Origin of the sequence: Cyanobium sp. Cruz-8D1 (assembly GCF_024345975.1) — a bacterium.
In the GTDB taxonomy this organism is placed as follows: domain Bacteria; phylum Cyanobacteriota; class Cyanobacteriia; order PCC-6307; family Cyanobiaceae; genus Cyanobium.
The window spans coordinates 33,191-53,078 of record NZ_JAGQCD010000024.1; the positions used below are offsets into that span (position 1 = coordinate 33,191).

Annotated in this window: 26 protein-coding genes, 1 pseudogene and 2 riboswitches; of the genes and pseudogenes, 16 read left to right on the forward strand and 11 right to left on the reverse strand. The window is 69.6% G+C overall.

Features of this window, described 5'->3' with window-relative positions:
- Positions 1–15 precede the first annotated feature (15 nt).
- From KBZ33_RS14250 to KBZ33_RS14275, 6 genes are all read right to left on the reverse strand, one after another.
- The gene (locus KBZ33_RS14250) at positions 16–603 is read right to left on the reverse strand and encodes a hypothetical protein (RefSeq protein WP_254953990.1); all 588 of its coding nucleotides are present in this window, start codon (positions 601–603) and stop codon (positions 16–18) included.
- On the reverse strand, positions 551–1,063 hold the full coding sequence (locus KBZ33_RS14255; RefSeq protein WP_254953992.1) for a hypothetical protein: 513 nt from the start codon (positions 1,061–1,063) through the stop codon (positions 551–553). The genes KBZ33_RS14250 and KBZ33_RS14255 overlap by 53 nt, the downstream gene beginning before the upstream one ends.
- Positions 1,064–1,194: 131 nt before the next feature.
- Positions 1,195–1,911: a hypothetical protein gene (locus KBZ33_RS14260; protein WP_254953993.1), complete on the reverse strand. Its 717-nt coding sequence runs from the start codon at positions 1,909–1,911 to the stop codon at positions 1,195–1,197.
- Positions 1,912–2,050: 139 nt separating this feature from the next.
- On the reverse strand, positions 2,051–2,776 hold the full coding sequence (locus KBZ33_RS14265; protein WP_254953996.1) for an MBL fold metallo-hydrolase: 726 nt from the start codon (positions 2,774–2,776) through the stop codon (positions 2,051–2,053).
- A gap of 39 nt (positions 2,777–2,815) precedes the next feature.
- Complete coding sequence (locus KBZ33_RS14270; protein ID WP_254953998.1) at positions 2,816–3,157, reverse strand: hypothetical protein; 342 nt, start codon at positions 3,155–3,157, stop codon at positions 2,816–2,818.
- A 4-nt stretch (positions 3,158–3,161) separates the two neighbouring features.
- Positions 3,162–3,779, reverse strand: a complete 618-nt coding sequence (locus tag KBZ33_RS14275; protein WP_254954000.1) for a DUF3177 family protein — start codon at positions 3,777–3,779, stop codon at positions 3,162–3,164.
- A gap of 60 nt (positions 3,780–3,839) precedes the next feature.
- On the opposite strand from KBZ33_RS14275, the gene KBZ33_RS14280 reads away from it, so the two are divergent.
- The 4 genes from KBZ33_RS14280 to KBZ33_RS14295 are packed head-to-tail and all read left to right on the forward strand — an operon-like array spanning position 3,840 to position 8,189.
- Positions 3,840–5,174 carry an FIST N-terminal domain-containing protein gene (locus tag KBZ33_RS14280; protein WP_254954002.1) on the forward strand — a complete coding sequence of 445 codons (1,335 nt, stop codon included), beginning with the start codon at positions 3,840–3,842 and terminating at the stop codon, positions 5,172–5,174.
- Positions 5,175–5,176: 2 nt separating this feature from the next.
- A complete protein-coding gene (gene trmB / locus KBZ33_RS14285; protein WP_254954039.1) occupies positions 5,177–5,890 on the forward strand; it encodes a tRNA (guanosine(46)-N7)-methyltransferase TrmB in 714 nt (237 codons plus the stop codon).
- Complete coding sequence (locus tag KBZ33_RS14290; protein ID WP_254954004.1) at positions 5,890–7,200, forward strand: IctB family putative bicarbonate transporter; 1,311 nt, start codon at positions 5,890–5,892, stop codon at positions 7,198–7,200. The genes trmB and KBZ33_RS14290 overlap by 1 nt, the downstream gene beginning before the upstream one ends.
- Positions 7,197–8,189 (forward strand): BadF/BadG/BcrA/BcrD ATPase family protein, encoded by a 993-nt coding sequence (locus tag KBZ33_RS14295; protein WP_254954006.1) that lies wholly within the window; start codon positions 7,197–7,199, stop codon positions 8,187–8,189. The genes KBZ33_RS14290 and KBZ33_RS14295 overlap by 4 nt, the downstream gene beginning before the upstream one ends.
- Here the strand turns inward: KBZ33_RS14295 and KBZ33_RS14300 are convergent.
- A complete protein-coding gene (locus tag KBZ33_RS14300; RefSeq protein WP_254954007.1) occupies positions 8,186–8,785 on the reverse strand; it encodes a HupE/UreJ family protein in 600 nt (199 codons plus the stop codon). The two genes, KBZ33_RS14295 and KBZ33_RS14300, sit on opposite strands and share 4 nt — an antisense overlap.
- A 24-nt stretch (positions 8,786–8,809) precedes the next feature.
- Positions 8,810–8,969, reverse strand: a riboswitch (cobalamin riboswitch).
- A gap of 49 nt (positions 8,970–9,018) precedes the next feature.
- Positions 9,019–9,183, forward strand: a riboswitch (cobalamin riboswitch).
- 25 nt (positions 9,184–9,208) lie between these two features.
- Here KBZ33_RS14300 and KBZ33_RS14305 point away from each other — a divergent pair.
- A complete protein-coding gene (locus KBZ33_RS14305; protein ID WP_254954015.1) occupies positions 9,209–9,832 on the forward strand; it encodes a HupE/UreJ family protein in 624 nt (207 codons plus the stop codon).
- 3 nt (positions 9,833–9,835) lie between these two features.
- On the opposite strand, the gene KBZ33_RS14310 is transcribed toward KBZ33_RS14305, so the two are convergent.
- Entirely contained in the window at positions 9,836–11,134 is a 1,299-nt protein-coding gene (locus KBZ33_RS14310; protein WP_254954017.1) for an MSMEG_0569 family flavin-dependent oxidoreductase, read from the reverse strand.
- 191 nt (positions 11,135–11,325) lie between these two features.
- On the opposite strand from KBZ33_RS14310, the gene KBZ33_RS14315 reads away from it, so the two are divergent.
- From KBZ33_RS14315 to KBZ33_RS14340, 6 genes are read left to right on the forward strand one after another with little or no spacing between them, the layout of a single operon-like run.
- Complete coding sequence (locus tag KBZ33_RS14315; protein ID WP_254954019.1) at positions 11,326–11,808, forward strand: MSMEG_0572/Sll0783 family nitrogen starvation response protein; 483 nt, start codon at positions 11,326–11,328, stop codon at positions 11,806–11,808.
- A complete protein-coding gene (locus tag KBZ33_RS14320; protein ID WP_254954021.1) occupies positions 11,809–12,798 on the forward strand; it encodes a Nit6803 family nitrilase in 990 nt (329 codons plus the stop codon).
- On the forward strand, positions 12,791–13,933 hold the full coding sequence (locus tag KBZ33_RS14325) for an MSMEG_0568 family radical SAM protein (RefSeq protein ID WP_254954023.1): 1,143 nt from the start codon (positions 12,791–12,793) through the stop codon (positions 13,931–13,933). Before KBZ33_RS14320 ends, KBZ33_RS14325 begins: the two co-directional genes overlap by 8 nt.
- An 8-nt stretch (positions 13,934–13,941) precedes the next feature.
- Positions 13,942–14,574 (forward strand): MSMEG_0567/Sll0786 family nitrogen starvation N-acetyltransferase, encoded by a 633-nt coding sequence (locus KBZ33_RS14330; protein ID WP_254954025.1) that lies wholly within the window; start codon positions 13,942–13,944, stop codon positions 14,572–14,574.
- Complete coding sequence (locus KBZ33_RS14335) at positions 14,571–15,569, forward strand: sll0787 family AIR synthase-like protein (RefSeq protein ID WP_254954027.1); 999 nt, start codon at positions 14,571–14,573, stop codon at positions 15,567–15,569. Before KBZ33_RS14330 ends, KBZ33_RS14335 begins: the two co-directional genes overlap by 4 nt.
- Positions 15,570–15,629: 60 nt before the next feature.
- On the forward strand, positions 15,630–15,920 hold the full coding sequence (locus KBZ33_RS14340; protein ID WP_315859206.1) for an MSMEG_0570 family nitrogen starvation response protein: 291 nt from the start codon (positions 15,630–15,632) through the stop codon (positions 15,918–15,920).
- Here the strand turns inward: KBZ33_RS14340 and KBZ33_RS14345 are convergent.
- Positions 15,917–16,492 carry a TMEM175 family protein gene (locus KBZ33_RS14345; RefSeq protein WP_254954030.1) on the reverse strand — a complete coding sequence of 192 codons (576 nt, stop codon included), beginning with the start codon at positions 16,490–16,492 and terminating at the stop codon, positions 15,917–15,919. The genes KBZ33_RS14340 and KBZ33_RS14345 overlap by 4 nt on opposite strands.
- A 250-nt stretch (positions 16,493–16,742) precedes the next feature.
- Between KBZ33_RS14345 and KBZ33_RS14350 the strand changes: the two genes are divergently transcribed.
- Together KBZ33_RS14350 and KBZ33_RS14355 are read left to right on the forward strand one after the other, a co-directional pair.
- Positions 16,743–17,060, forward strand: coding sequence for a CsbD family protein (locus KBZ33_RS14350; RefSeq protein WP_254954031.1), 318 nt, complete (start codon positions 16,743–16,745; stop codon positions 17,058–17,060).
- Positions 17,061–17,103: 43 nt separating this feature from the next.
- The gene (locus KBZ33_RS14355; RefSeq protein WP_254954032.1) at positions 17,104–17,250 is read left to right on the forward strand and encodes a lmo0937 family membrane protein; all 147 of its coding nucleotides are present in this window, start codon (positions 17,104–17,106) and stop codon (positions 17,248–17,250) included.
- A gap of 20 nt (positions 17,251–17,270) precedes the next feature.
- On the opposite strand, the gene KBZ33_RS14360 is transcribed toward KBZ33_RS14355, so the two are convergent.
- The gene (locus KBZ33_RS14360; RefSeq protein WP_254954033.1) at positions 17,271–18,101 is read right to left on the reverse strand and encodes an RNA polymerase sigma factor RpoD/SigA; all 831 of its coding nucleotides are present in this window, start codon (positions 18,099–18,101) and stop codon (positions 17,271–17,273) included.
- Here KBZ33_RS14360 and KBZ33_RS14365 point away from each other — a divergent pair.
- Positions 18,100–18,483: a Thivi_2564 family membrane protein gene (locus KBZ33_RS14365; protein WP_255011815.1), complete on the forward strand. Its 384-nt coding sequence runs from the start codon at positions 18,100–18,102 to the stop codon at positions 18,481–18,483. The two genes, KBZ33_RS14360 and KBZ33_RS14365, sit on opposite strands and share 2 nt — an antisense overlap.
- A gap of 70 nt (positions 18,484–18,553) precedes the next feature.
- Positions 18,554–18,958 (forward strand): YetF domain-containing protein, encoded by a 405-nt coding sequence (locus tag KBZ33_RS14370; protein WP_254954034.1) that lies wholly within the window; start codon positions 18,554–18,556, stop codon positions 18,956–18,958.
- Here the strand turns inward: KBZ33_RS14370 and KBZ33_RS14375 are convergent.
- Positions 18,946–19,488, reverse strand: coding sequence for a DUF3122 domain-containing protein (locus tag KBZ33_RS14375; RefSeq protein WP_254954035.1), 543 nt, complete (start codon positions 19,486–19,488; stop codon positions 18,946–18,948). The genes KBZ33_RS14370 and KBZ33_RS14375 overlap by 13 nt on opposite strands.
- Positions 19,489–19,611: 123 nt before the next feature.
- On the opposite strand from KBZ33_RS14375, the pseudogene KBZ33_RS14380 reads away from it, so the two are divergent.
- Positions 19,612–19,770: pseudogene (locus tag KBZ33_RS14380) on the forward strand (photosystem II q(b) protein); the annotation flags it as partial.
- Positions 19,771–19,888 lie beyond the last annotated feature (118 nt).

Here is a 19,888-nt window from a genome sequence, read left to right on the forward strand (position 1 = left end):
AACCCCAGGTGCCCATCACTCCACCCTGGCCTTGGCACGGAAGTCAACCAAAGCGAAGCGCCGGGCCTGCGGCTTCTGCGATTCGATCACCAGCTGCAGACGCTCCCCCTGCCGTCCGACTCGGCTTTCGACCACCTTGTCGACCTCCTGGCCCTGGCCGTCGAGCACAGCGAACGTCACCTGGATGTCGCCGCAGGGACGCTCCAGGCAGGCGACTTCCATCACATCGATGAGGCCGCCGCCATAGAGGCGGGGCTTGCGGCAGATCCCCTGGCAGCGGCGGGTGAACACCCCCTGATCCGATTCCACCCAGCCATCGGCGAGCAGGTCCTGGCGGCTCTCGCCCCTGCCGCCGGCGGCCGGCTTCTCGGCCAGGGACGCCCGCAGGCCGGCCGCCATCCAGCCGGCGCCGAAGCCCGCCGCCACGAGCACCAGGGCCAGCAGCCGCTGCAGGAACGGAAACCGGGAGGGACCGGACGCCGGGGGAAGGGCCGGCGGCGAAGGGGGGCGTCCCCCGGGGGGCACCGGTTCCATCTCGACGATCAGGTCGTCAATGGTCTTCCCGCTCGCCGCGTTCGGCTCGCTCTTGCCGGTCCTTGCCATCGTCGTAGGCCATCAGTGAACGGAACATCAACCCGCCGCCACTGCCGATCAGGGCGAACATCGTCAGCAGGTTCCAGAGCGAGGTGGGCTGGAAGCTCATGATCAGGGTCTGCAGGATCCCCACCGCCAGGGCCGCCACCGAGGCCAGCACCAGGAACCAGCCCCAGCGCTGGTTGCGCAGGGCAAACAACAGACACACCCCGATCGTCAGCGGGATCAGCAGCAGGCCGAAACCGCCGCCCAGGCCCTGGGAGAAGCCGAAACCGCCGCCCCAGCCGCCGCCCCAGGCCGCACCGGCACCACCCCAGCCGCCCGCGGCGCGCCGCCCGAAGCGAAGGCCCAGGCCCATCGGCACGGAGCTGACCATCACCTGGTTGAAGAACAGGAACGCGCCCATCGAAAAGAGCACACCTCCCAGCAGGAAGGTGAAAAAGTCCCGGATCGGATCCCTCGAGCCCATGCCCTCTCTGCCACCACGGTCATGGTGGCCAGGGCCTCAGGGTTTGTCTGCCAGGAACGCTCAGCCGGCCGGCCGGCAACCCTCGAACCACATCACGTGGCGGGCATGGTCGTAATCCTTGTACTGGCCCGTCAGCTGGATGCCCTGGCGGCCAGACAACTGATCTGGGTCAGGAAGCGGAACTTGCCGAACTTCAGGGCCAGATCGTTGGTGGACCTTGGAATGTCGTAGTCGATGCGATAAGCGCCACCGTCTTTGGTGACATAGGCCACCCGGCCCTTGATCGTGAAGGTTTTTCCCTGGTAGCGGGAGGGAATCGTGGCCGCGTTGGTGTCGGCTTCCTGGGAGATCTGCTGCGACAGCATCAAGGCCTCGATGACGACCGGGGCGGCCGACGCCATGGCCCCCCGGCTGCGCTCTGCGGCGGCGATGCCTTCGGAGCCACCCTTCAAGGCGCCCAACATGGCGCACAACTCGGTGCGGGCGCCATTGGCACCGGCCAACATGCCAGCCGGGAGTTTGGCCTCCATCTTGACCGTGGCGGCACCCGCCGCCGACTGGGCCGTGGCGATGATCGGGAACGGCCTGGCAGCACCCGATCGGGGCTGCTCCAGCAACAGGCTGCCATCGTCAGCCTCTTCACTGAGGATGTCGTAGCCCCGGCCGGCAGCAATGCCGCGCAGCTGGCGAATCGCCACCGGCACAGACAGGTCGTCGACGCTGACTGCCGCGTTGAAACAAATCCCGGACAGGGGGTTGCCGACCTGGGCGAAAGTGTCTTCGCAGCTGCCAGCGCGGGCCGCCGAAGGCAGGGCCAGGGCCAAGGCCAGACCGCCCAGGGGAACCACGAATCGAAGGGCTGGAAGGAATAAACGCGTCACTCGCTGTCGGTTGCCGACTCTACCGAGGCCCTCAAGGGAGGAGACTTTCGCAGGATTCGCTGCGGTTGCTGAACGACTGATCAGATGGCCGGGCAGCGGCTCGTTGTCAGGCCACAGCAAAGACATCCTGCATGGCGTCCGCCAAGTCCTTCAGCATGGGTCCGCTCTCACCGGAGTAGGACGACCCGTGCATGACGGCAAGGGTCTCCGGCTGAAGCTGGGCGCAACCGGCAAGCCACCCTTGCGTCTGTGGGGTGTAGGGCAGATAGCCGGCCAATGGGCCCTGCTGCATTTGCCGCATGCCAGCAAGGGCTGGGCCGATCAGATCGTGAGTGACAACGGGCTGAACGTCGCCGAAGTGATGAAAGAGATCGGAGCAGAAGAGGGTTTTCCGGGTCTCCTCAAACAACAGGCCGGCATCCCAGCCATGGGGCAGATGGGGCGAAGGAAAGAACCGAAAACGATACGTCCCTGTTTCCAGAACATCCTCAGGCATCAGACCACGGGCAGGTCTGATGGCGTAGTCATCGACGCTGACGACTTTCCCGACGAACGTGCAGACCGGCTCGGCCTCTGGCGCCGCTTCCAGCCAGTGGTTGAGGCCACCGATCTCGTCGGATTCAAAATGGCTCCAGGCCACGTAGCGAAGCTTGCCTGGATCCATCAACGTCGCCACCGCGTCCCTCAGGAGGGGATGCATTCCCTTCAGGCCGGCGTGAAACAACAACGGCTGTTCATCACGAACCAGAAAGTGATTGAACTGCAGATCAAGCTCTGGGACGTAGATGGATAACCGGAACAGATCCGGCGCAATCTCTGTGACGTTGGTCATGGTGGATGCAGGAGCGCAACAGTGGTCCAAGCAGCCAGATCATTCTGCTGCCGTTCCTTCCCAGGCCCCCGGATCCCGGTAGGTCTCCGCCGGCAGCGGTCCCGCCAGGCGCCGCTCATCGCTGGGGTTGAGGGGTCCGGCCAGCAGTTCGGCCGCGGTGATACGGGCCGATGGCGGCAGGGCCGGCTGGTCGGGGTCGAAGGCGGTGGGGTGGGTGATGCTGCTGGAGAAGCCCCGGAAGATCAGCAGCTCAAAGGGTTCGTCCTCCCCCGGCGCCGGCAGGAGGCCGACCAGGCGCAGCACCCGGTCGGGGCGCTCGCGGCTGATCGTCTCCAGCGCCGCCAGCAGGGCCGCAACGGAGGGGGAGGCGGCGTCGGTCATGGGCTCAGAACTCGCCGGCCACCCGACCCAGCCGCGGCAGGCGCACCACCAGCCACTGCAGCAGCCCCACCGCGTAGGCCACCAGGGCCACATAGCCCACGAAGGCGGCCACCCCTGGCGTCCACGCCCCGCCGAACACAAAGGCGAACACCCTGGCCACCACCCCGTGCAACCCCAGGGGGGCCTCCAGCCAGGCCCGGCAGAGGCGCAGGCTGGCGTCGGCGCCACCCATGCAGGGCAGGGCGGTCACGGCCAGGCTCGCCCCGGCCAGCGACAGCAGGGTCAGGCTCCAGCGCCAGAGGCGCAGGGTGAGGGGCAGGGCGCGCCAGGGGGGCATGTCGGCCAGCTCCTCGTTGAGATCCACCCAGAACCACAGGGTCACCACCACCAGCAGCGGCGCCACCACCAGCAGCAGGAAGCCGGCGGGGCGGTTGTCGGTGAGCAGCAGCAGGGCGATCAGCTGCAGGCTCGCCACCTTCCAGTAGAGACCCATCAGACGCACCAGCGCCTGCTCCTTGCGGAGGGCCGCCCAGAGGAGCAGCACCAGCGGCAGCCCAACGGCGAACAACATTCCCAGCCGCACGTCGAGCCAGACCAGGGAGCGATAGAGCTGTTCCGGCACGTCCGCTCGGTTCGGTAAGACGCCATTATCCGTGTGCTCCCCAGGCGATAGGGTCCGGTGATGGGTTCCCTCCCCTCCTTTCCCTGGCTGCAGCGTCGCCCCGACGGCCCCTGGTGCCGCACCGCCCTCGGCCGGGACGCCTCTCTGCAGGAAGCGGTCAACCAGGTGTTCGAGCAGCTCCGGGGCGCCCCGGAGGCCGACCTGGCCCTGGTGTTCGCCTCCGCCAGCTACGCCAGCGATCTGCCGCGGCTGCTGCCCCTGCTGCAGCAGAAATTGAATGCCGGCCACTGGCTCGGCTGCGTCGGCGGCGGTGTGGTGGGCACCGATCCGGCCGGCGCGCCCCATGAGATCGAGCACCAGCCGGCCCTGGCGGTCACCCTGTTGCGGCTCCCCGGCGCCAGCCTGCGCCCCTTCGCCATTGACACCACCGCCCTGCCCGACCTCGATGGTCCGGCCGAGCCCTGGCGCGAGCGGGTGGGGGCCGAGCTGGAGGAAGGCCAGTCGATGCTGCTGCTGCTCGATCCCACCGGCACCGCCATCAACGACCTGATCAGCGGCCTGGATTACGCCTATCCGAACACCACCAAGGTGGGCGGCATCGCCGGCCCCCACAGTGCCGCCCACGGCTCGCTTCTCTTCAGCAGCGGGGCCAGCGGCGACACAGGTCGCGGCACAACGGACACCGCCGACACCGTCCGCACCGGCGCTGTGGGCTGCCTGATCAGCGGCTCCTGGCGGCTCGATCCGCTGGTGGCCCAGGGCTGCCGGCCGATCGGCCCGGTGCTGGAGGTGGAGCAGGCCCAGCGCAATGTGGTGATCGAAGTGAGCTGCGGCAGCACCCGCAACAGCCCCGTGGCGGCCCTGCAGTCGATCCTCACCGACCTCACCCCGGCCGAGCGGGAGCAGGTGAAGCACTCCCTGTTCCTCGGTGTGGGACGCAGCGATTTCAGCCTTCCCACGGCCGACCTCACCCCCGTGGCGGAGGTCCCCGGCTCCTTCCTGGTGCGCAACCTGATCGGCGTCGATCCCCGCAATGGCGCGGTCGCGGTGGGCGAACGCATGCGCGTCGGCCAGAAGGTGCAGTTCCAGCTCCGCGATGCCGAGGCCTCCCGGGACGAATCCCGTCAATTGCTGGCCGGCCAGTCGCGGCGTCGCCGCGAGCCCCTGGCCGCCTTCCTGTTCGCCTGTCTGGGGCGGGGCGAAGGCCTCTACGGCGAAGTCGACGGCGACGTGAGCCTCTGCCGGGAGGTGTTCGGCACCGTGCCCATCGCCGGTCTGTTCTGCAACGGCGAGATCGGCCCGGTGGGCGGCACCACCCACCTGCACGGCTACACTGCCAGCTGGGGCTTCCTGGTGCCGAACGAGCCGCCCGGGGGCAGCGCCGCGCCGCTCTGATGGTGCGCCAGCACGTCAATCCGCTCAGCCGGATCCACCAGCTGGCACGGCCCCTGCCGCCGCTGATCGAGCTGTTCGCCGATCCCTGCCGGCCCCTGCATCTCGACATCGGCTCCGCCCGGGGCCGCTTCCTGCTGGCCATGGCCCCCCTGGCGCCGCAGCGCAACCACCTCGGCCTGGAGATCCGCCGGCCCCTGGTGGAGGCCGCCGAGGACGACCGCCGCCGGGACGGGCTGACCAACCTGCGCTTCCTCTACGGCAACGCCAACGTCAACCTGCCGGACTGGCTGGCACGCCTGCCCGCCGGCCAACTGGAGCTGGTCACGCTGCAGTTCCCCGACCCCTGGTTCAAGCTGCGCCACCGCAAGCGCCGGGTGCTGCAGCCTGCCCTGCTGCTGGCGATCGCCGCCGCCCTCGCCCCCGGCCGCAGCCTGTTCCTGCAGAGCGATGTGGAGACGCTGATCGCCCCGATGCGGCAGCTGGTGGAGGTCAGCGGTGCCTTCGAGGCCGCCGGGCCCGAGGAGTGCGGCCCCGAGCGCAATCCCCTGCCGGTGGCCACCGAGCGTGAAGACCAGGTGCTGGCGGGGGGCCTGCCGGTGCACCGCAGCCTCTACCGCCGCAGCAGTGCCCCTTTGCCGCCGCTGGCCGATCTGGAAGCCCAGCTGGAGCCCACCACCAGCGGCACCGATAATCGCCTCGACGCTGCAGCGGATTGATGGTGCCTGCCCCAGCTCCCGTGCCCCTGCTGCTGCGCTGGCAGGGGCTGCTGGCCGGCCGGCCCGCCGGCCGACTCGGCGCCCACCTGCCCCTGCTGGCGGGCTGGATCCTCTGCGCCCTGCTGGCCGGCCTGCCCCTGGTGACCCGGGCGGGCCTGAGCCTGCTGATCGCCGCCTCCGCCCTGCTCTGGGTGGTCTGGGCCCTGCGCACCCCGCCGGGTCGCCTCGGCGCCATCAACCTCTGGCTGCTGCTGGTGATCGGCATCGCGGTGGTGGCCACCGGCTTCTCGCCCGTGCCCAAGGCCGCCCTGGTGGGGCTGGTCAAGCTGCTCAGCTACCTGAGCGTCTACGTCCTGATGCGCCAGCTGCTGGCCACCGCCCCGGTGTGGTGGGACCGGCTGGTGGGCGCCCTGCTGGCCGGTGAACTGATCACCAGCATGATCGGCATCCGCCAGCTCTACGAAGCTCCTGGCGCCCTGGCCCGCTGGTCGGACAACAACTCCGTGGCCGAGGGCACGGTGCGCATCTACAGCACCCTGGAGAACCCCAACCTGCTGGGCGGCTACCTGCTGCCGATCCTGCCCCTGGCCGTGGTGGCGCTGCTGCGCTGGCAGGGGCGGGGCCGGCGCCTGTTCGCCCTGGCCAGCCTGGTGCTGGGCCTGGTGGCCCTGGTGCTCACCTACAGCCGCGGCGCCTGGATGGGCCTGGTGGCCTCCCTCGGCCTGCTGGCCCTGCTGCTGGTGCTGCGGCAGACCCGCGACTGGCCGCCGTTGTGGCGGCGCCTGTTCCCCCTGCTGCTGCTCGTGGGCGCCACCGTCGTGCTGGTGCTGCTGGTCACCCAGGTGGAGCCGCTGCGGGTGCGGGTGATGAGCCTGGTGGCGGGCCGGGAAGACAGCTCCAACAACTTCCGCATCAACGTCTGGACCTCCGCCCTGGCGATGATCCAGGACCGCCCCTGGATCGGCATCGGCCCCGGCAACAGCGCCTTCAACCTCATCTATCCCCTGTATCAGCAGCCCAAGTTCAACGCCCTCAGCGCCTATTCGATCCCCCTGGAGCTGCTGGTGGAGGCCGGCATTCCGGGGCTGCTCGCCGGGCTGGGCCTGCTGCTGAGCGCCGTGAAGGTGGGTCTGGGCCAGTGGCGCAGCAGCGCCCCCCTGGCCCTGCCGAGCCTGGCGGCGGTGGCCGTGTTCGCCGGGCTGGGGGTGCAGGGCCTCACCGACACGATCTTCTTCCGGCCGGAGGTGCAGCTGATCGGTCTGTTCAGCCTGGCCACCCTCGCCGCCGCGGCGGCGGATCCCCTGCCATGAGGCTGATCGCCGGCTTCGACGCCGGCCAGACCCACACCAGCTGCCGCCTGGCGCTGGTGGGGGAAGGCCAGTCGTCCCATGTGGGCAGGGTGATCGGCGAGGGCGAGGGCCCTGGGGTGTGCCACCTGGCGGCCCCTGAGGGCCCTGGGCGTTTCGGCGCGGCCCTGCGGGAGAGCCTGGTGCGGGCCCGGGCCCATCTCGTCGACGCCCGCCAGCCCGCCGGCACGGCCGTTCTGGTGGCGGCCGCCGTCGGGGCCAGCGGCATTGAGCAGGGAACGGCGGTGCAGGGGCAGGGCCGGGCACTGGCGGCGGCCGCCCTGGGGCTGGCCCCGGAGCGGCTGGTGGTCACCGGCGATGAGCGCACCGCCCTGCGGGGGGCCTTCGGGGACGGGGCCGGCCTCGTGGTGATCAGCGGCACCGGCAGCATCGCCGTCGGCCGTGACGGCCATGGCCGTGAGCACCGCTGCGGCGGCTGGGGCTGGCTGCTGGATGGGGCCGGCTCAGCCATGGACATCGGCCGGGACGGCCTGGCCCTGAGCCTGCAGATGGCCGACGGCCGCCTCCCCGACACCCCCCTGCGGCGGACCCTGTGGGCGGCCCTGGATCTGGACCCGGACGACCCGGGGTCTCCGCAGCGGCTCAAGGCGCTGGTGGTGGCCGACGGGTTCGGCCCCGCCGGCTTCGCCCGTCTGGCGCCGGTGCTCGACCGGCTGGCCTCTGCGGGCGACCCCCAGGCCGTCGCCGTGATGGAGAGAAACGCGGCGGCGCTGGCGGCGCTGGCGGCGGGGGTGGCCCGGGGCCTGGATCTGGTGGAGCCAGCGGTGTGCCCGATGGGCGGGGCGCTGATCCATCTGGAGCAACTGCGCCGCCCCTTCGCCCGCAGCCTGGACCAGGTCTTGCCCGGCAGCCGCCTGGTGACGGCCGCCGGTGATGCCTGCCAGGGGGCCCTGGCGATGGCCGCCGCCCTGCTGGCAGGGCCTCCGACTTAGGCCGCCAGCGGAACCAGGGCCAGGGCGCCGCCGAGCACCGCCAGGAGCAGGGCCAGGCGGGCGGTCCAGACCAGGGGCAGACGCCGCATCGCCAGGAACGAACCACCACTCACCAGCAGCGAGGCCGCCAGGGCGCCGGCCCACCAGCCAAAGGCGGAGCCATCGACGGGGGCCTCACCGCCGTGCAGCAGGGCGTGCAGGGCCACCGCACCGGCCACCAGGGAGCCAGCGAAGGCCAGCCCGGGGCTGCGGCCATCACGGTGGGAGCGCAGGATCAGCAGCGCCACCGCCGAGATCGCCAGGGCGGCCAGCACCTCAGCGAAGGGCAGGGCAAAGCCCGTGGCCCCCACCAGGCCCCCCAGCACCGCACCGGCCAGGCCCCAGAGCAGCAGCTCGGCGGACACGTAGGAGGCGGCCGCACCGACGCCGACCAGCAGCAGCAGGTGATCGACCCCGGAAATGGGGTGGAGGAAGCCGTGGCCGAGGCCGCCGTGGGCCAGGCCATGGGCCTGGGCCGGCTGGCCGATCAGCACGAAACCGAGGCTGGCCGCGCCCCCCAAGAGGATCCAGGAGCGGAGGCCGGAAAAGTGGGTCATCGAGGTTCCCGGTCCGCGCCGGGGATGGAAGGAACGGTTCACGGCGAGCGTTCTGGCTGAGGGTGACCCCATCACAGCTGCGGGACAGCGCCGGAATGACGACGGGGCGAACCCAGCCGTGCACCGGACTTTCCTCGTTTCCTCCCGGAGGTGGACCCCGGGAACCGTGAGCCCATTGTGACCGCAGCCGGTGACGTTGCCGCCCGATGACCGCAGCTTCTGACCGGGAAGGGGGGAGGATGGCCCCCAAGGGTTCCTTCCCTTCACGGGGAGGACGCAAGGAGGAAAGGCGGTGAGGGGTTTCCCGAGTCCGCCGCTGTCCCGCAGCTGTGATGGAAACCTGGCTTCCCGGCCCGGCGTCCTCAGTCAGAACGCTCACCCCCACTCGACCCATTTCCTGCCGGCGAGGACCGGAGACTTTTCATGACACTGCCTTCTTTGGCTGAGCGGCGCGGCCTCCTGCCGATCGCCCTCGCCGTTGTCTGCGCCCTGCCCCTGCTGTTGGCCGCCCCGGCTTCGGCCCACCACGTGATGGATCTCACCGGCATGAAGCCCGGTGTCCTCACCGGGCTGCTGAGCGGCCTGGCCCACCCGATCCTCGGGCCCGACCACCTGCTGTTCCTGCTGGCCATCGGCCTGGTGGGCATCGTCCAGCCCTTCCGCTGGGTGCTGGCCCTGCTGGGCTGCGGGCTGGTGGGCAACGCCCTGGGGCTGGCCCTGCCGGGCTTCCCCTGGATCGAGCCGCTGGTGGCCCTGTCGGTGGCGCTCACCGGCCTGGTGCTGGCGCGCCGCCTGCCGCCGGCCGTGCTGGTGCCCGCCTTCCTGCTGCACGGCTACGCCCTCAGCGGCGCCGTCCTCGGCTGGGAACCGGCCCCGATCGGCTTCTATCTGGCCGGACTGCTGGTCAGCCAGGCGCTGCTGCTTCTCGTGGCCCTGACAGCGGTGAGGCGCTGGCGCCAGAACGCTTCCAGCGCTGCGGTGAGTCTCACCGCCGGCCTGCTGATGGGCATCGGCCTGGCCTTCACCTGGTCGGCCGTGGTGGCCTGAACCTCAGGTGCCGAGCAGGGCGGTGCACTCCAGCCGCTCCTGGTTGGCGGTCCGGCGGGAGGCGCGCAGCCGGATCGCCTCCGCCAGGTACTCGGCGTCTTCTGCCACCCCGCAGAAACGGGCCGAGCCCCAGGTGTGCAGCCAGGGCAGGCCAAGGAAGTAGAGGCCCGGCACCTGGGTGAGGCCCCGCTCGTGGGCCGGATGGCCGGCGCCATCAAAGACCGGCACCTCCACCCAGCTGAAGTCCGGGTGGTAGCCCGTGCACCAGATCACCGCCGCCAGGGGCTCCGTCGCCAGATCGAGGGGCTCGGACGGACCGGGGGGCGGCGTCCAGCAGGGGACATAGGGGGGCTCCTCAGGGGCGCTGAGCCCGTGGGCGGCGATGTGGTCGTCGATGCTGCGGCAGATGCGGCTGTGGACCGCGTCGGCCCCGTCGAGGTTGGCGGCCAGGTCGCCGGCGAAGTGGATGTGGTCGTGGCCGAGCTCGGCCAACCGACCGTGCAGCACCATCCCCTCGAGGGCACGGCGGCGCAGGTCGATCTCCCGGCCACCGTCGCGGCCGGTGAGGTAGTGGTTGGTCTTGCCCCGCACCGCCCGGGGGTCGGCGTGCTGGTCAATCGGCATGGCGTAGTAGCCCATGCGATCGAGCCAGTCGACCACGTCGCGGCCGCGGTAGCGGCGCGGGGAACGGGGGGCGCTGCCGACGCTCAGGTGCACCCGGCGGCCGGCCAGGAAGAGGTCTTCGGCGATCTGGCAGCCCGACTGGCCACTGCCCACCACCAGCACCGGGCCAGCGGGCAGCGACGCGGGGCTGGTGTAGTCGCGGGCATCGATCTGCAGGATCCGCTCGGGCAGGCGGCCGGCGAGGGGATGGCGCTTCGGGCGGTGGTAACCGCCGGTGGCCAGCACCACCTGATCGGCCTCGATGGCACCCTCGTCGGTGCTGAGGCGAAACCCCGAACCGCTCGCCTGCAGGCGCCGAACAGCCACCCCTTCCCGCACCGGCACCTGGATGTGGTCGGCGAAGCGCTGGACGTAGCGGACGATCTCCTCGCGGCCCATGAAGCCTTCGGGATCCTCGCCGTCATAGGGGAAATCAGGCAGGCGGCACTGCCAGTTGGGGGTGACCAGACAGAACGACTCCCAGCGCTGGCGCGCCCAGGCATGGCCGATGCGGTGGCGCTCCAGCACCAGGGGACGCAGCCCCCGTTTCTGCAGGCAGTGGGCCACCGAAAGGCCGGCCTGGCCGCCGCCCACCACCACCACCGCGTGCCGCTGCGCCGCGTCCGAACCCCTTGCCACAGCCACCCCAGCTCCAGAAGAAAGCCGATGCTGGCCGCCGCTGGCGATACCTCCTGTAACGACCGCCACGGATCAGCTGGGCGCCCTCCGTAGCGGTGAGCGGCGCCGGGATTCGGTGGCATCGGCGACACAGAACAAAAGTTCATCCGTGGCACGGTCCCCCATGCCGATTCCACCGACTGCACTTCCCCATGCCCCAGGTCAGCCGTCCCGCCAACCAGACGGGCGATTTCCTTGTCGATTACGAGGAAAAGGTCTTCCCCGACGTCAAGGCCGAACCGGGTGAGAAGGCCCTGGTCACCTTCCACACCGTGGCCTTCGAGGGCTCCATCGGCCTGGTGAACCTGCTGCAGGCCAGCCGCCTGATCAACAAGGGCTTCGAGACCTCGATCCTGCTCTACGGGCCAGGCGTGACCCTGGGTCTGCAGCGGGGCTTCCCAAAACTGGGCGACGCCGCCTTCGACGGCCACCTCAACTTCGGCGCCCGCATCGAGAAGTTCATCGGCCAGGGCGGCAAGGTCTACGCCTGCCGCTTCGCCCTGCAGGCCCTCTACGGCCACGGCGAAGGCGCCCTGATCCCCGGGATCATCCCCGTCAATCCCCTCGACGTGCTCGACATCGTGCTGCTGCACCGCAAGGAAGGCGCCTTCATCCTCGACACCTGGACGCTCTGAATGCCCGCCACGGTCACCGTCGCCGCCGCCCAGATCCGTCCGGAGCTCTACAGCCTGGAGGGATCGGTGGCGCGGGTGCTCGCCGCCATGGAGGAGGCCGCCGCGGCCGGGGTGGAGCTGATCGTCTTCCCCGAAACGTTCCTGCCCTACTACCCCTACTTCTCCTTCGTGGAGCCGCCGGTGTTGATGGGGACCTCGCACCTGAAGCTCTACGAGCAGGCGGTGACGGTGCCCGGCCCCGCCCTGGGCCGCATCGCCGCCGCCGCCCGCCAGCTCGGCCTGCACGTGCTGCTGGGCATCAACGAGCGCGACGGGGGCAGCCTCTACAACGCCCAGCTGCTGATCGACGCGGCCGGTGAGCTGGTGCTGAAACGCCGCAAGCTCACCCCCACTTATCACGAGCGGATGGTGTGGGGCCAGGGCGACGGGGCCGGCCTCCAGGTGGTGCCCACCGCCCTCGGCCGCATCGGCGCCCTGGCCTGCTGGGAGCACTACAACCCCCTGGCCCGCTTCAGCCTGATGGCCCAGGGGGAAGAGATCCACTGCGCCCAGTTCCCCGGCTCCCTGGTGGGGCCGATCTTCACCGAGCAGACCGCCGTCACCCTGCGCCACCACGCCCTTGAGGCCGGCTGCTTCGTGGTGTCCTCGACCGCCTGGCTGGAGCCGGAGGACATCGAGCGGATCACGCCCGATCCGGTGCTGCAGAAGGCCTGCCAGGGGGGCTGCCACACGGCCGTGATCAGCCCGGAGGGCCGCTACCTGGCCGGGCCGCTGCCCGATGGCGAGGGGCTGGCCATCGCCGAACTCGACCTAACCCTGATCACCAAACGCAAACGCATGATGGACAGCGTCGGCCACTACAGCCGCCCCGACCTGCTGGGGCTGCTGATCAACCGCAGCCCCGCCCGCCAGCTGCATGAGCGCCCCCTCGAGCCTGCCGGCGAGACGGCTCCGGGCCTGCCGCTGCTGGAGGAGCTGCACCATGGCTGAGCACGATCGCCGCGCCCTGGGCCGCAAGCTCACCGAACTGCAGGTGCACGGGGTCGTCGACCCGGCGGTGCCCGGCAACCCCGGCCGCCGCGGCGGAGCCGGCCCGTCGGATCACCGCGCCCTCAGCATCGATGGCACCACGGTGATGGTGCCCGTCTACAACGCCCTGGCCGGCAGCTCGCCCTACCGGCTGGAATCCGCCCCCAGCGGCGGCCTGCAGGTGAGCGGCACCACCGCGGGCTTCGCTGCCGACGAAACCTCGGCCCTGGCCGTGGAGACCCCGCCCGAGCCGCGCTTCTACGGCCTGAGCACCGCCGAGGGCATCCCCTACCGCACTATCGCCCTGCTGCACGGCCGGGACGTGCTGGCCACCACCCTGCTGCAGACCTGCATCCGCTTCCGGGACCGAACCCAGTCGTGCCAGTTCTGCGCCATCGAACAGTCGCTGGAGGACGGCCGCACCCTCGTGCGAAAGACGCCGGCCCAGGTGGCGGAGGTGGCCGAGGCGGCGGTGCGTCTCGATGGCGTACGCCAGCTGGTGCTCACCACCGGCACCCCCAACAGCGACGACCGGGGCGCCCGGCTGATGGCCGAGACCGCCGCCGCCGTCAAGGCCCGGGTGGACCTACCGATCCAGGCCCAGTGCGAGCCCCCCGAAGACCCGGCCTGGTACCGGCGCATGAAGGACGCCGGCGTCGACAGCCTCGGCATGCACCTGGAGGTGGTGGAAGAGGGGGTGCGGCAGCGGATCCTGCCGGGCAAATCCGAGCTGGGGCTGGAGCGCTACATGGAGGCCTTCGCGGCGGCGGTGGCGGTGTTCGGCCGCGGCCAGGTGTCCACCTACCTGCTGGCCGGCCTGGGGGACAGCGCCGCGTCGCTGGTTGCGGTGAGCGAGCGGCTGATCGCCCTGGGGGTCTACCCCTTCGTGGTGCCCTTCGTGCCGATCGCCGGCACCCCCCTGGAGGCCCATCCCGCCCCCAGCACCGACTTCATGGTGGCGGTGTACGCGGCCGTGGGCGACCGGTTGCGGGCCTCCGACCTGCGCTCCGACGCCATGGCGGCCGGCTGCGCCAAGTGCGGCGCCTGCTCAGCCCTGTCCCTGTTTGAAGCCGGTCCCGAGCCGGCCACCCCCTGAGCGCGGCCATGTTCTTCATCGACCCCTCCAGCCACGACATCGGCCGCAGCGCCAGCTCGGCCCCAGCCGCCTTCACCCCCTCGGTGCGGCGGGGGGTGGCGATCGAGGCCGAGGACTTCCGCCTCTCGCCCACGGCCAGCTCCCAGCGCTTCTCCTTCCACCTGCTGCGGCGCGGCACGCCGCTGGAGGAGGGCTACTGGCAGCTGCGCAGCGCCATCTTCTGCCAGGAGCAGCACCTGTTCGAGGCCACCGACCGGGATGAGAAGGATGGCCACGCCTATCCCATCGCCGCCCTCGACCACAGCGCCGGCAGCGGCAGCGGCGTGGTGGGGGTGGTGCGGATCCTGGAGGAGCGCCCTCGCCTCTGGTACGGCGGCCGGCTCGGGGTGCACGGCGACCACCGCCGCCACAACCAGATCGGCAAGGGCCTGATCTGGAAGGCGGTCACCACCGCCAATGGCTGGGGCTGCGACCGCTTCCTGGCCACGGTGCAGCTCCAGAACGTGCGCTTCTTCCAGCGCCTGCACTGGACATCGATCGAGGTGCTGGAGATCCGCGGCCTGCCCCACCACCTGATGGAGGCCGACCTCGCCTACTACCAGCCCGGTCTGGAGCGGCGGCCCCTGGCTGCGGTGGCGTGAGCCGGCCGGAGGCGCCGGATCCGCCCCTGGCGGCCCTGGCCGCCCGGCTGCGCCGGCTCAGCGGCCTCACCGGCAAGACCGACATCCAGTCCCCGGCGGCCACCTTCCCCCACCAGCCCTTCCCCGCCCTGGGGCCCGCCGCCGCCCTCGGCGATGACGCCGCCCTGCTGCCGCCGCTGGCCACGCCGCTGCTTCTGGCCTGCGAGGGCCTGGACCCGGCCCTGGTGGCGGACGACCCCTGGTTCGCCGGCTGGTGCGGGGTGCTGGTGAACCTCAGCGACATCGCCGCCATGGGCGGCACGCCGATCGCGGTGGTGAACAGCCTCTGGTGCCGCAGCGCCGCCCAGGCGGAACCGATCCTGGCGGGCCTGCGCCGGGCCTCGGAGGTGTTCGGGGTGCCGGTGGTGGGGGGCCACACCAACCTGCACAGCCCCTACGACGCCCTGGCGGTGGCGGTGCTGGGCACGGCCGCCGGCCCGGTGCTCTCGGCCCGCGCCGCCCGTCCCGGCGACCACTGCCACCTGCTGATCGACCCGAACGGCGGCTTCCGCGGCGACTCCCTCTGCTGGGATGCGGCCACCGATGCCGAGCCCGCCCGGCTGCGGCGCCAGCTGGCCCTGATGGCGGCTCTGGCGGCCGACGCCAGCGTCCATGCCGCCAAGGACATCAGCATGGGCGGCCTGGTGGGCACCGCCGCCATGTTCTGCGAGGCGGCCGGCTGCGGCCTGAGCCTGGATCTGGCGGCGATCCAGCCCCCCGAGGGGGTGGCGCTGGAGCCATGGCTCACCTGCTTCCCCAGCTTCGGCTTCCTGCTGGCCGCCCGGCCCGGACAGGGGAGCCGGCTGGCGGAGCGTGTCGCCGCCTGCGGCGGCCTGCTGCTGGCGCCGGTGGGCACGTTCACGCAGGAACGCCGATTGGTGCTGAACCAGGGGGGACAGCAGCAGGAGATCTGGCGCGCTGAGGAGCCCCTCACCGGTTTCGGGGCACTGTCGTGATCAAGCTGTCGTGCTCGCCACCACAACCGTCACGACCCTGACGCACAATCCAGCCAATGGGTGGTGGGGGGCGCCATGCCGGAAGTGGAGCTGACGCTGGAATGGCCGGACGGCGGCAGGAGCCGCCTCTATTCCCCGTCCACCGTGATCCTCGAGCACCTCGCCCCGGGCCAGACGCTCTCGGTGGCGGAGCTTCGGACCAGGGGCACGTTGGCGCTGCGGCAGGCCTCTGAGCGGGTGCGGGCCCGCTACGGCTTCGCCTGCACCCGGGCCGATGAAGAGGAACGGCGCCTGCTGGAGCAGGCCTCCCGCTTCGGTGAACAGGAGCTGGTGGGGATCGGGAGCGCCTAGTCGGACAGCACCCGCTCGATGCGGCGATCGGGGATCAGCCACATCAGGGCCACCAACGCATAGACCGCCTGGCCAACCGCCGGGGAGCGCAGGCTCGCCAGCATCGCCACCAGATAGAGGGTCAGGGAGGTGTGCCCCTTCCAGTCGCGGCCCACGGCGCGGCGCAGCAGGGAGTCGGGGCCCTGGCTGGCGATGATCCGCCCCTGAAGGATGAAATAGGCGAGGGCCGCCATCACCATCACGACGCCATAGAGGAACGACGGGGCGATCGCCCGGTGGTTCTGGCCCATCCAGCCGGTGGCGAACGGCACCAGCGACAACCAGAACAACAGATGCAGGTTGGCCAGCAGCACCGGGCCGCTGACGCGCTGCAGCGTGTGCAGCATGTGGTGGTGGTTGTTCCAGTAGATGCCGATATAGACGAAGCTCAGCAGATAGCTGAGGAAGACAGGGATCAGGGGCACCAGGGCCGCCGGTGCGGTGTCGTGGGGCACCTTGATCTCCAGCACCATGATCGTGATGACGATGGCCAGGACACCGTCACTGAAGGCCTCCAGGCGGGTGGTATTCATGGCGTCTGCAAAAGGATCTGGCTGCTTATGGCAGCAGCGACGCAGAGTGCAGCAAAAAAGAAATGAATCGCTACACAGGCCAGACAGGCTGGCACCACTGAACAACCGTCAGATGATGCATCCTGCGGGCCCAAGTGGCGACAACGGGCGTCTTCGCCGAGCCCGAAGCTGGGTAGAGAAAGGAGGCACCCTCTAGGAGGAAGACCTGATGAGAATTCGCCTCCGAAGACGCCTGCTCTCGCTGGCCTCCGTGGCTGCCCTGGTTGTCACCCTGATGATCCAATGGCCAGCCACGGCCATGGCCAGCCATGCCTCCTCCATCACCCCCATCGCCATCGCCATCGCCACCATGTCCGACAAGATGTCCGCCAAAGCCAAGGAAACCGAAGGCAAGCTGGAGTCCGCCTATGGCGAAATCACCGGTGATCCAGGCCACCAGGTGAAAGGCAAAGCCAAGCAGGTGCAAGCCTCCGCCATGAACGCGACAGAAGCCGTGAAGGACGGCACCAAAGCCCTGGCCCGCAAGGCCAGTGACGCCTCCGACAAGCTGGCGGACAAGATCAATTAAGCGCTATTCCAATCCATTCACCCCCTATCAACAGGAGACCCCAATGCTGGAATCAATCGCCGTCATTCTGGTGATTCTCTGGTTGCTTGGACTGGTGACGTCCTACACCATGGGCGGCTTCATCCATCTTCTGCTGGTCATCGCCTTGATCGTCATTGTCTCCCGGCTGCTCAGCGGCCGGACCGTGTGAGAGCGAGGCGATTCCAGGGATCACAGGGCCTTGGCCAGGCGTTGCCGCAACTTGAGCAGCGCCTTTCGTTCCACATGCTGCACCTTGTGCTTGGACATGCCGATGCACGTGCCGATCTGGGCCAACGACGGGGATCCGTCTTCGGTGTAGCGAAGGCGAAGAACCTGACGTTCGGTGGGGTTCAGCTGGGTGATCTCACAGTGGAGCCAGTGGTAGTCGTCCTGCAGACCGGGCTCGCTGGGATCACCGATCAGATCGGTCAGAGACACCTCCCCATCGCCACTTCCGAGGGTCTGATCAAGGGAAAGAGTCTGCAGGTCGTGGGACGCCTGAACCACGGTCTCCAGCCGTTTGACACTCTCACCCAGCTCGGCACCGATCGCCGCCAGCGACAGGGGCTGGGCCGAGGCCATGCGAAGCGCCTGAACTTTGCGGGCCAGGGCCGCCATCTGGGGCGGTACCCGGATCAGCCCCGTCGTCTCCTGGAGATGGCGGTGCACCGACTGGCGGATCCACCAGGAGCCGTAGGTGGAAAACCTGCAGCCCCGCTCGGGCAGGAAACGCTCCACGGCACGGATCAGGCCAAGGTTGCCGGCCTGGACCACATCCATCGGATCCAGATGCATCAGACGGATGCGGTTGTGCTGCTGCTTGCAGAGGGACACCACCAGGCGCAGATTGCCCGTCACCATGCGCCCGAAGGCCCGTCGCCCCCGCCGTTCCAGACCAGGGCCCGGAGCCGGGTGGGAACGCCATTCCTGCACCAGGGCGCCGAGATGCAGTTCCTCTGAAGGTGTCAGCAGGGGAATGCGACCGATCGTGCGCAGATAGTCCCCAAAGCAATCAGACATGGGACCAGCAAAATGGGGCCACCTGCATCGTGGACCCACCTGGAAAACCAGCACGCATGAAGCGCCCATCTGCGGCAGATGGGCTGCGGATGGGCTGCAGATAGGCTGCAACAAGCCTATTCAGGACTGGCAGGGCACAGTCTGCCACTGGCATCCACCCCTTCAACGTTCATCCCGAGGAGAACAGTTCATGTCCCTGATTTCACTGATCATCACCCTGATTGTCGTCGGGGTGCTGCTGTGGCTCGTCAACAACTACATCCCCATGGATGGCAAGATCAAACGCATCCTGAACATTGTCGTCGTCGTGGCGGTTGTGGTGTGGCTGCTCAACATTCTTGGCCTGATGGACTCGCTGCGCAGCATCCGCATCGGCCGATGAGATGGCCCCTCTTTCCATCCCAATCTGAGAGTTTGTCTTCCGTGGTGCCGTTGTCTATCTCTTTCTGCTGGTGCTGCTGCGGCTGACGGGGAAGCGCCAGGTGGGCCAGCTCGCCACCTTTGATCTGGTGCTGCTGCTGATCCTGTCCAACGCCGTTCAGAACTCCATGAATGGCGGCGACAACTCACTGATCGGTGGCCTGATTTCCGCCTTGACGCTGATCGCTCTGAACCATCTCGTCGGGGCGGCGACAAGCTCCAGCAGGGCCATCGAGATGTTCGTGGAGGGCCGGCCCCAGGTGCTGGTCCACAACGGCGGGGTCTATGGCGATGTGCTGCGGCGTTCGCAGCTGACGCGGAATGAACTGGATGCGGCGATCCGATCGGCAGGCTGCACCGCCGTTGACAGCGTGCACGTGGCCATTCTGGAAAGCAACGGCTCCATCACGGTGCTGCCCCGACCTCACCCCTCCTGAACCGGGGCCCCGGAGTCGTCCAAGGCATGCAGCGCTTCCGTTTCTTCGGGACCGAGCACCAGCAACACCGACGCCTCTCCGGCCAGGGGCAGGCTGAGGGCCAGGGGCAGGGCCCCGCTGGGTCGGGGCAGCAGGTCGGCGATGTCGAACTGGGCCGACCCCTCCGGCAGGGCGCCGCCATCGGGGGGCACCAGCTCCTCGCTGCGGTTGGCCAGGGTCCAGGCGCCACCGGTGCCATCGCTGATCAGCAGGGGCCGGGTGTGATCGACGGCGATCCCCGGGGTGAGGGCGCTGAGGCGCAGGCGATCGCCGCTGGGGTAGGCGGGATCGGGCTGGGCGAAGATCCGCAGCGACCAGCGGTTGTCGTCCTGGTCCCGCAGGCTCCAGCGCTGGGCGTCGTCGGCGCGGGCCAGGCCCGGCGCCAGGGTCAGCAGCAGGAGCAGCCCCAGGAGCAGGGGCAGCAGCCGCGTCGACCACAGGCGGCGGCGGGCGCCTGGAGATCCCGATCCGGATTGAGCAGAAGCACGCATGGGAGGAGTTCCGACCTAGGAGGAATCAACGCTATCGTTTTATCGCTCGGCAGTGGCAAGCGACCTGTCCGCAAGGCGGTGTCGCCGCCCCCTGCCGGTCTGTCCATCTTCGGATGTCCAGCCATGACCACCACCAACCTGTCGCGTTCCGGGTTCCATCCCTGGGATCGCTTCAAGACCTGGGTCACCAGCACCGAGAACCGCCTCTACGTGGGCTGGTTCGGCGTGCTGATGATCCCCACCCTGCTCGCGGCCACCGTCTGCTTCTCTATCGGGCACCTCGAATAATCAGCAATTTCCAGGGTCTCTACGGACATGAAAAAGCCGCCGAAGAGGCGGCAGAGCAGGAGAATCTATCTCGACCATCGACGAGATCGCTTGAACCATGGGATCCTCTCTA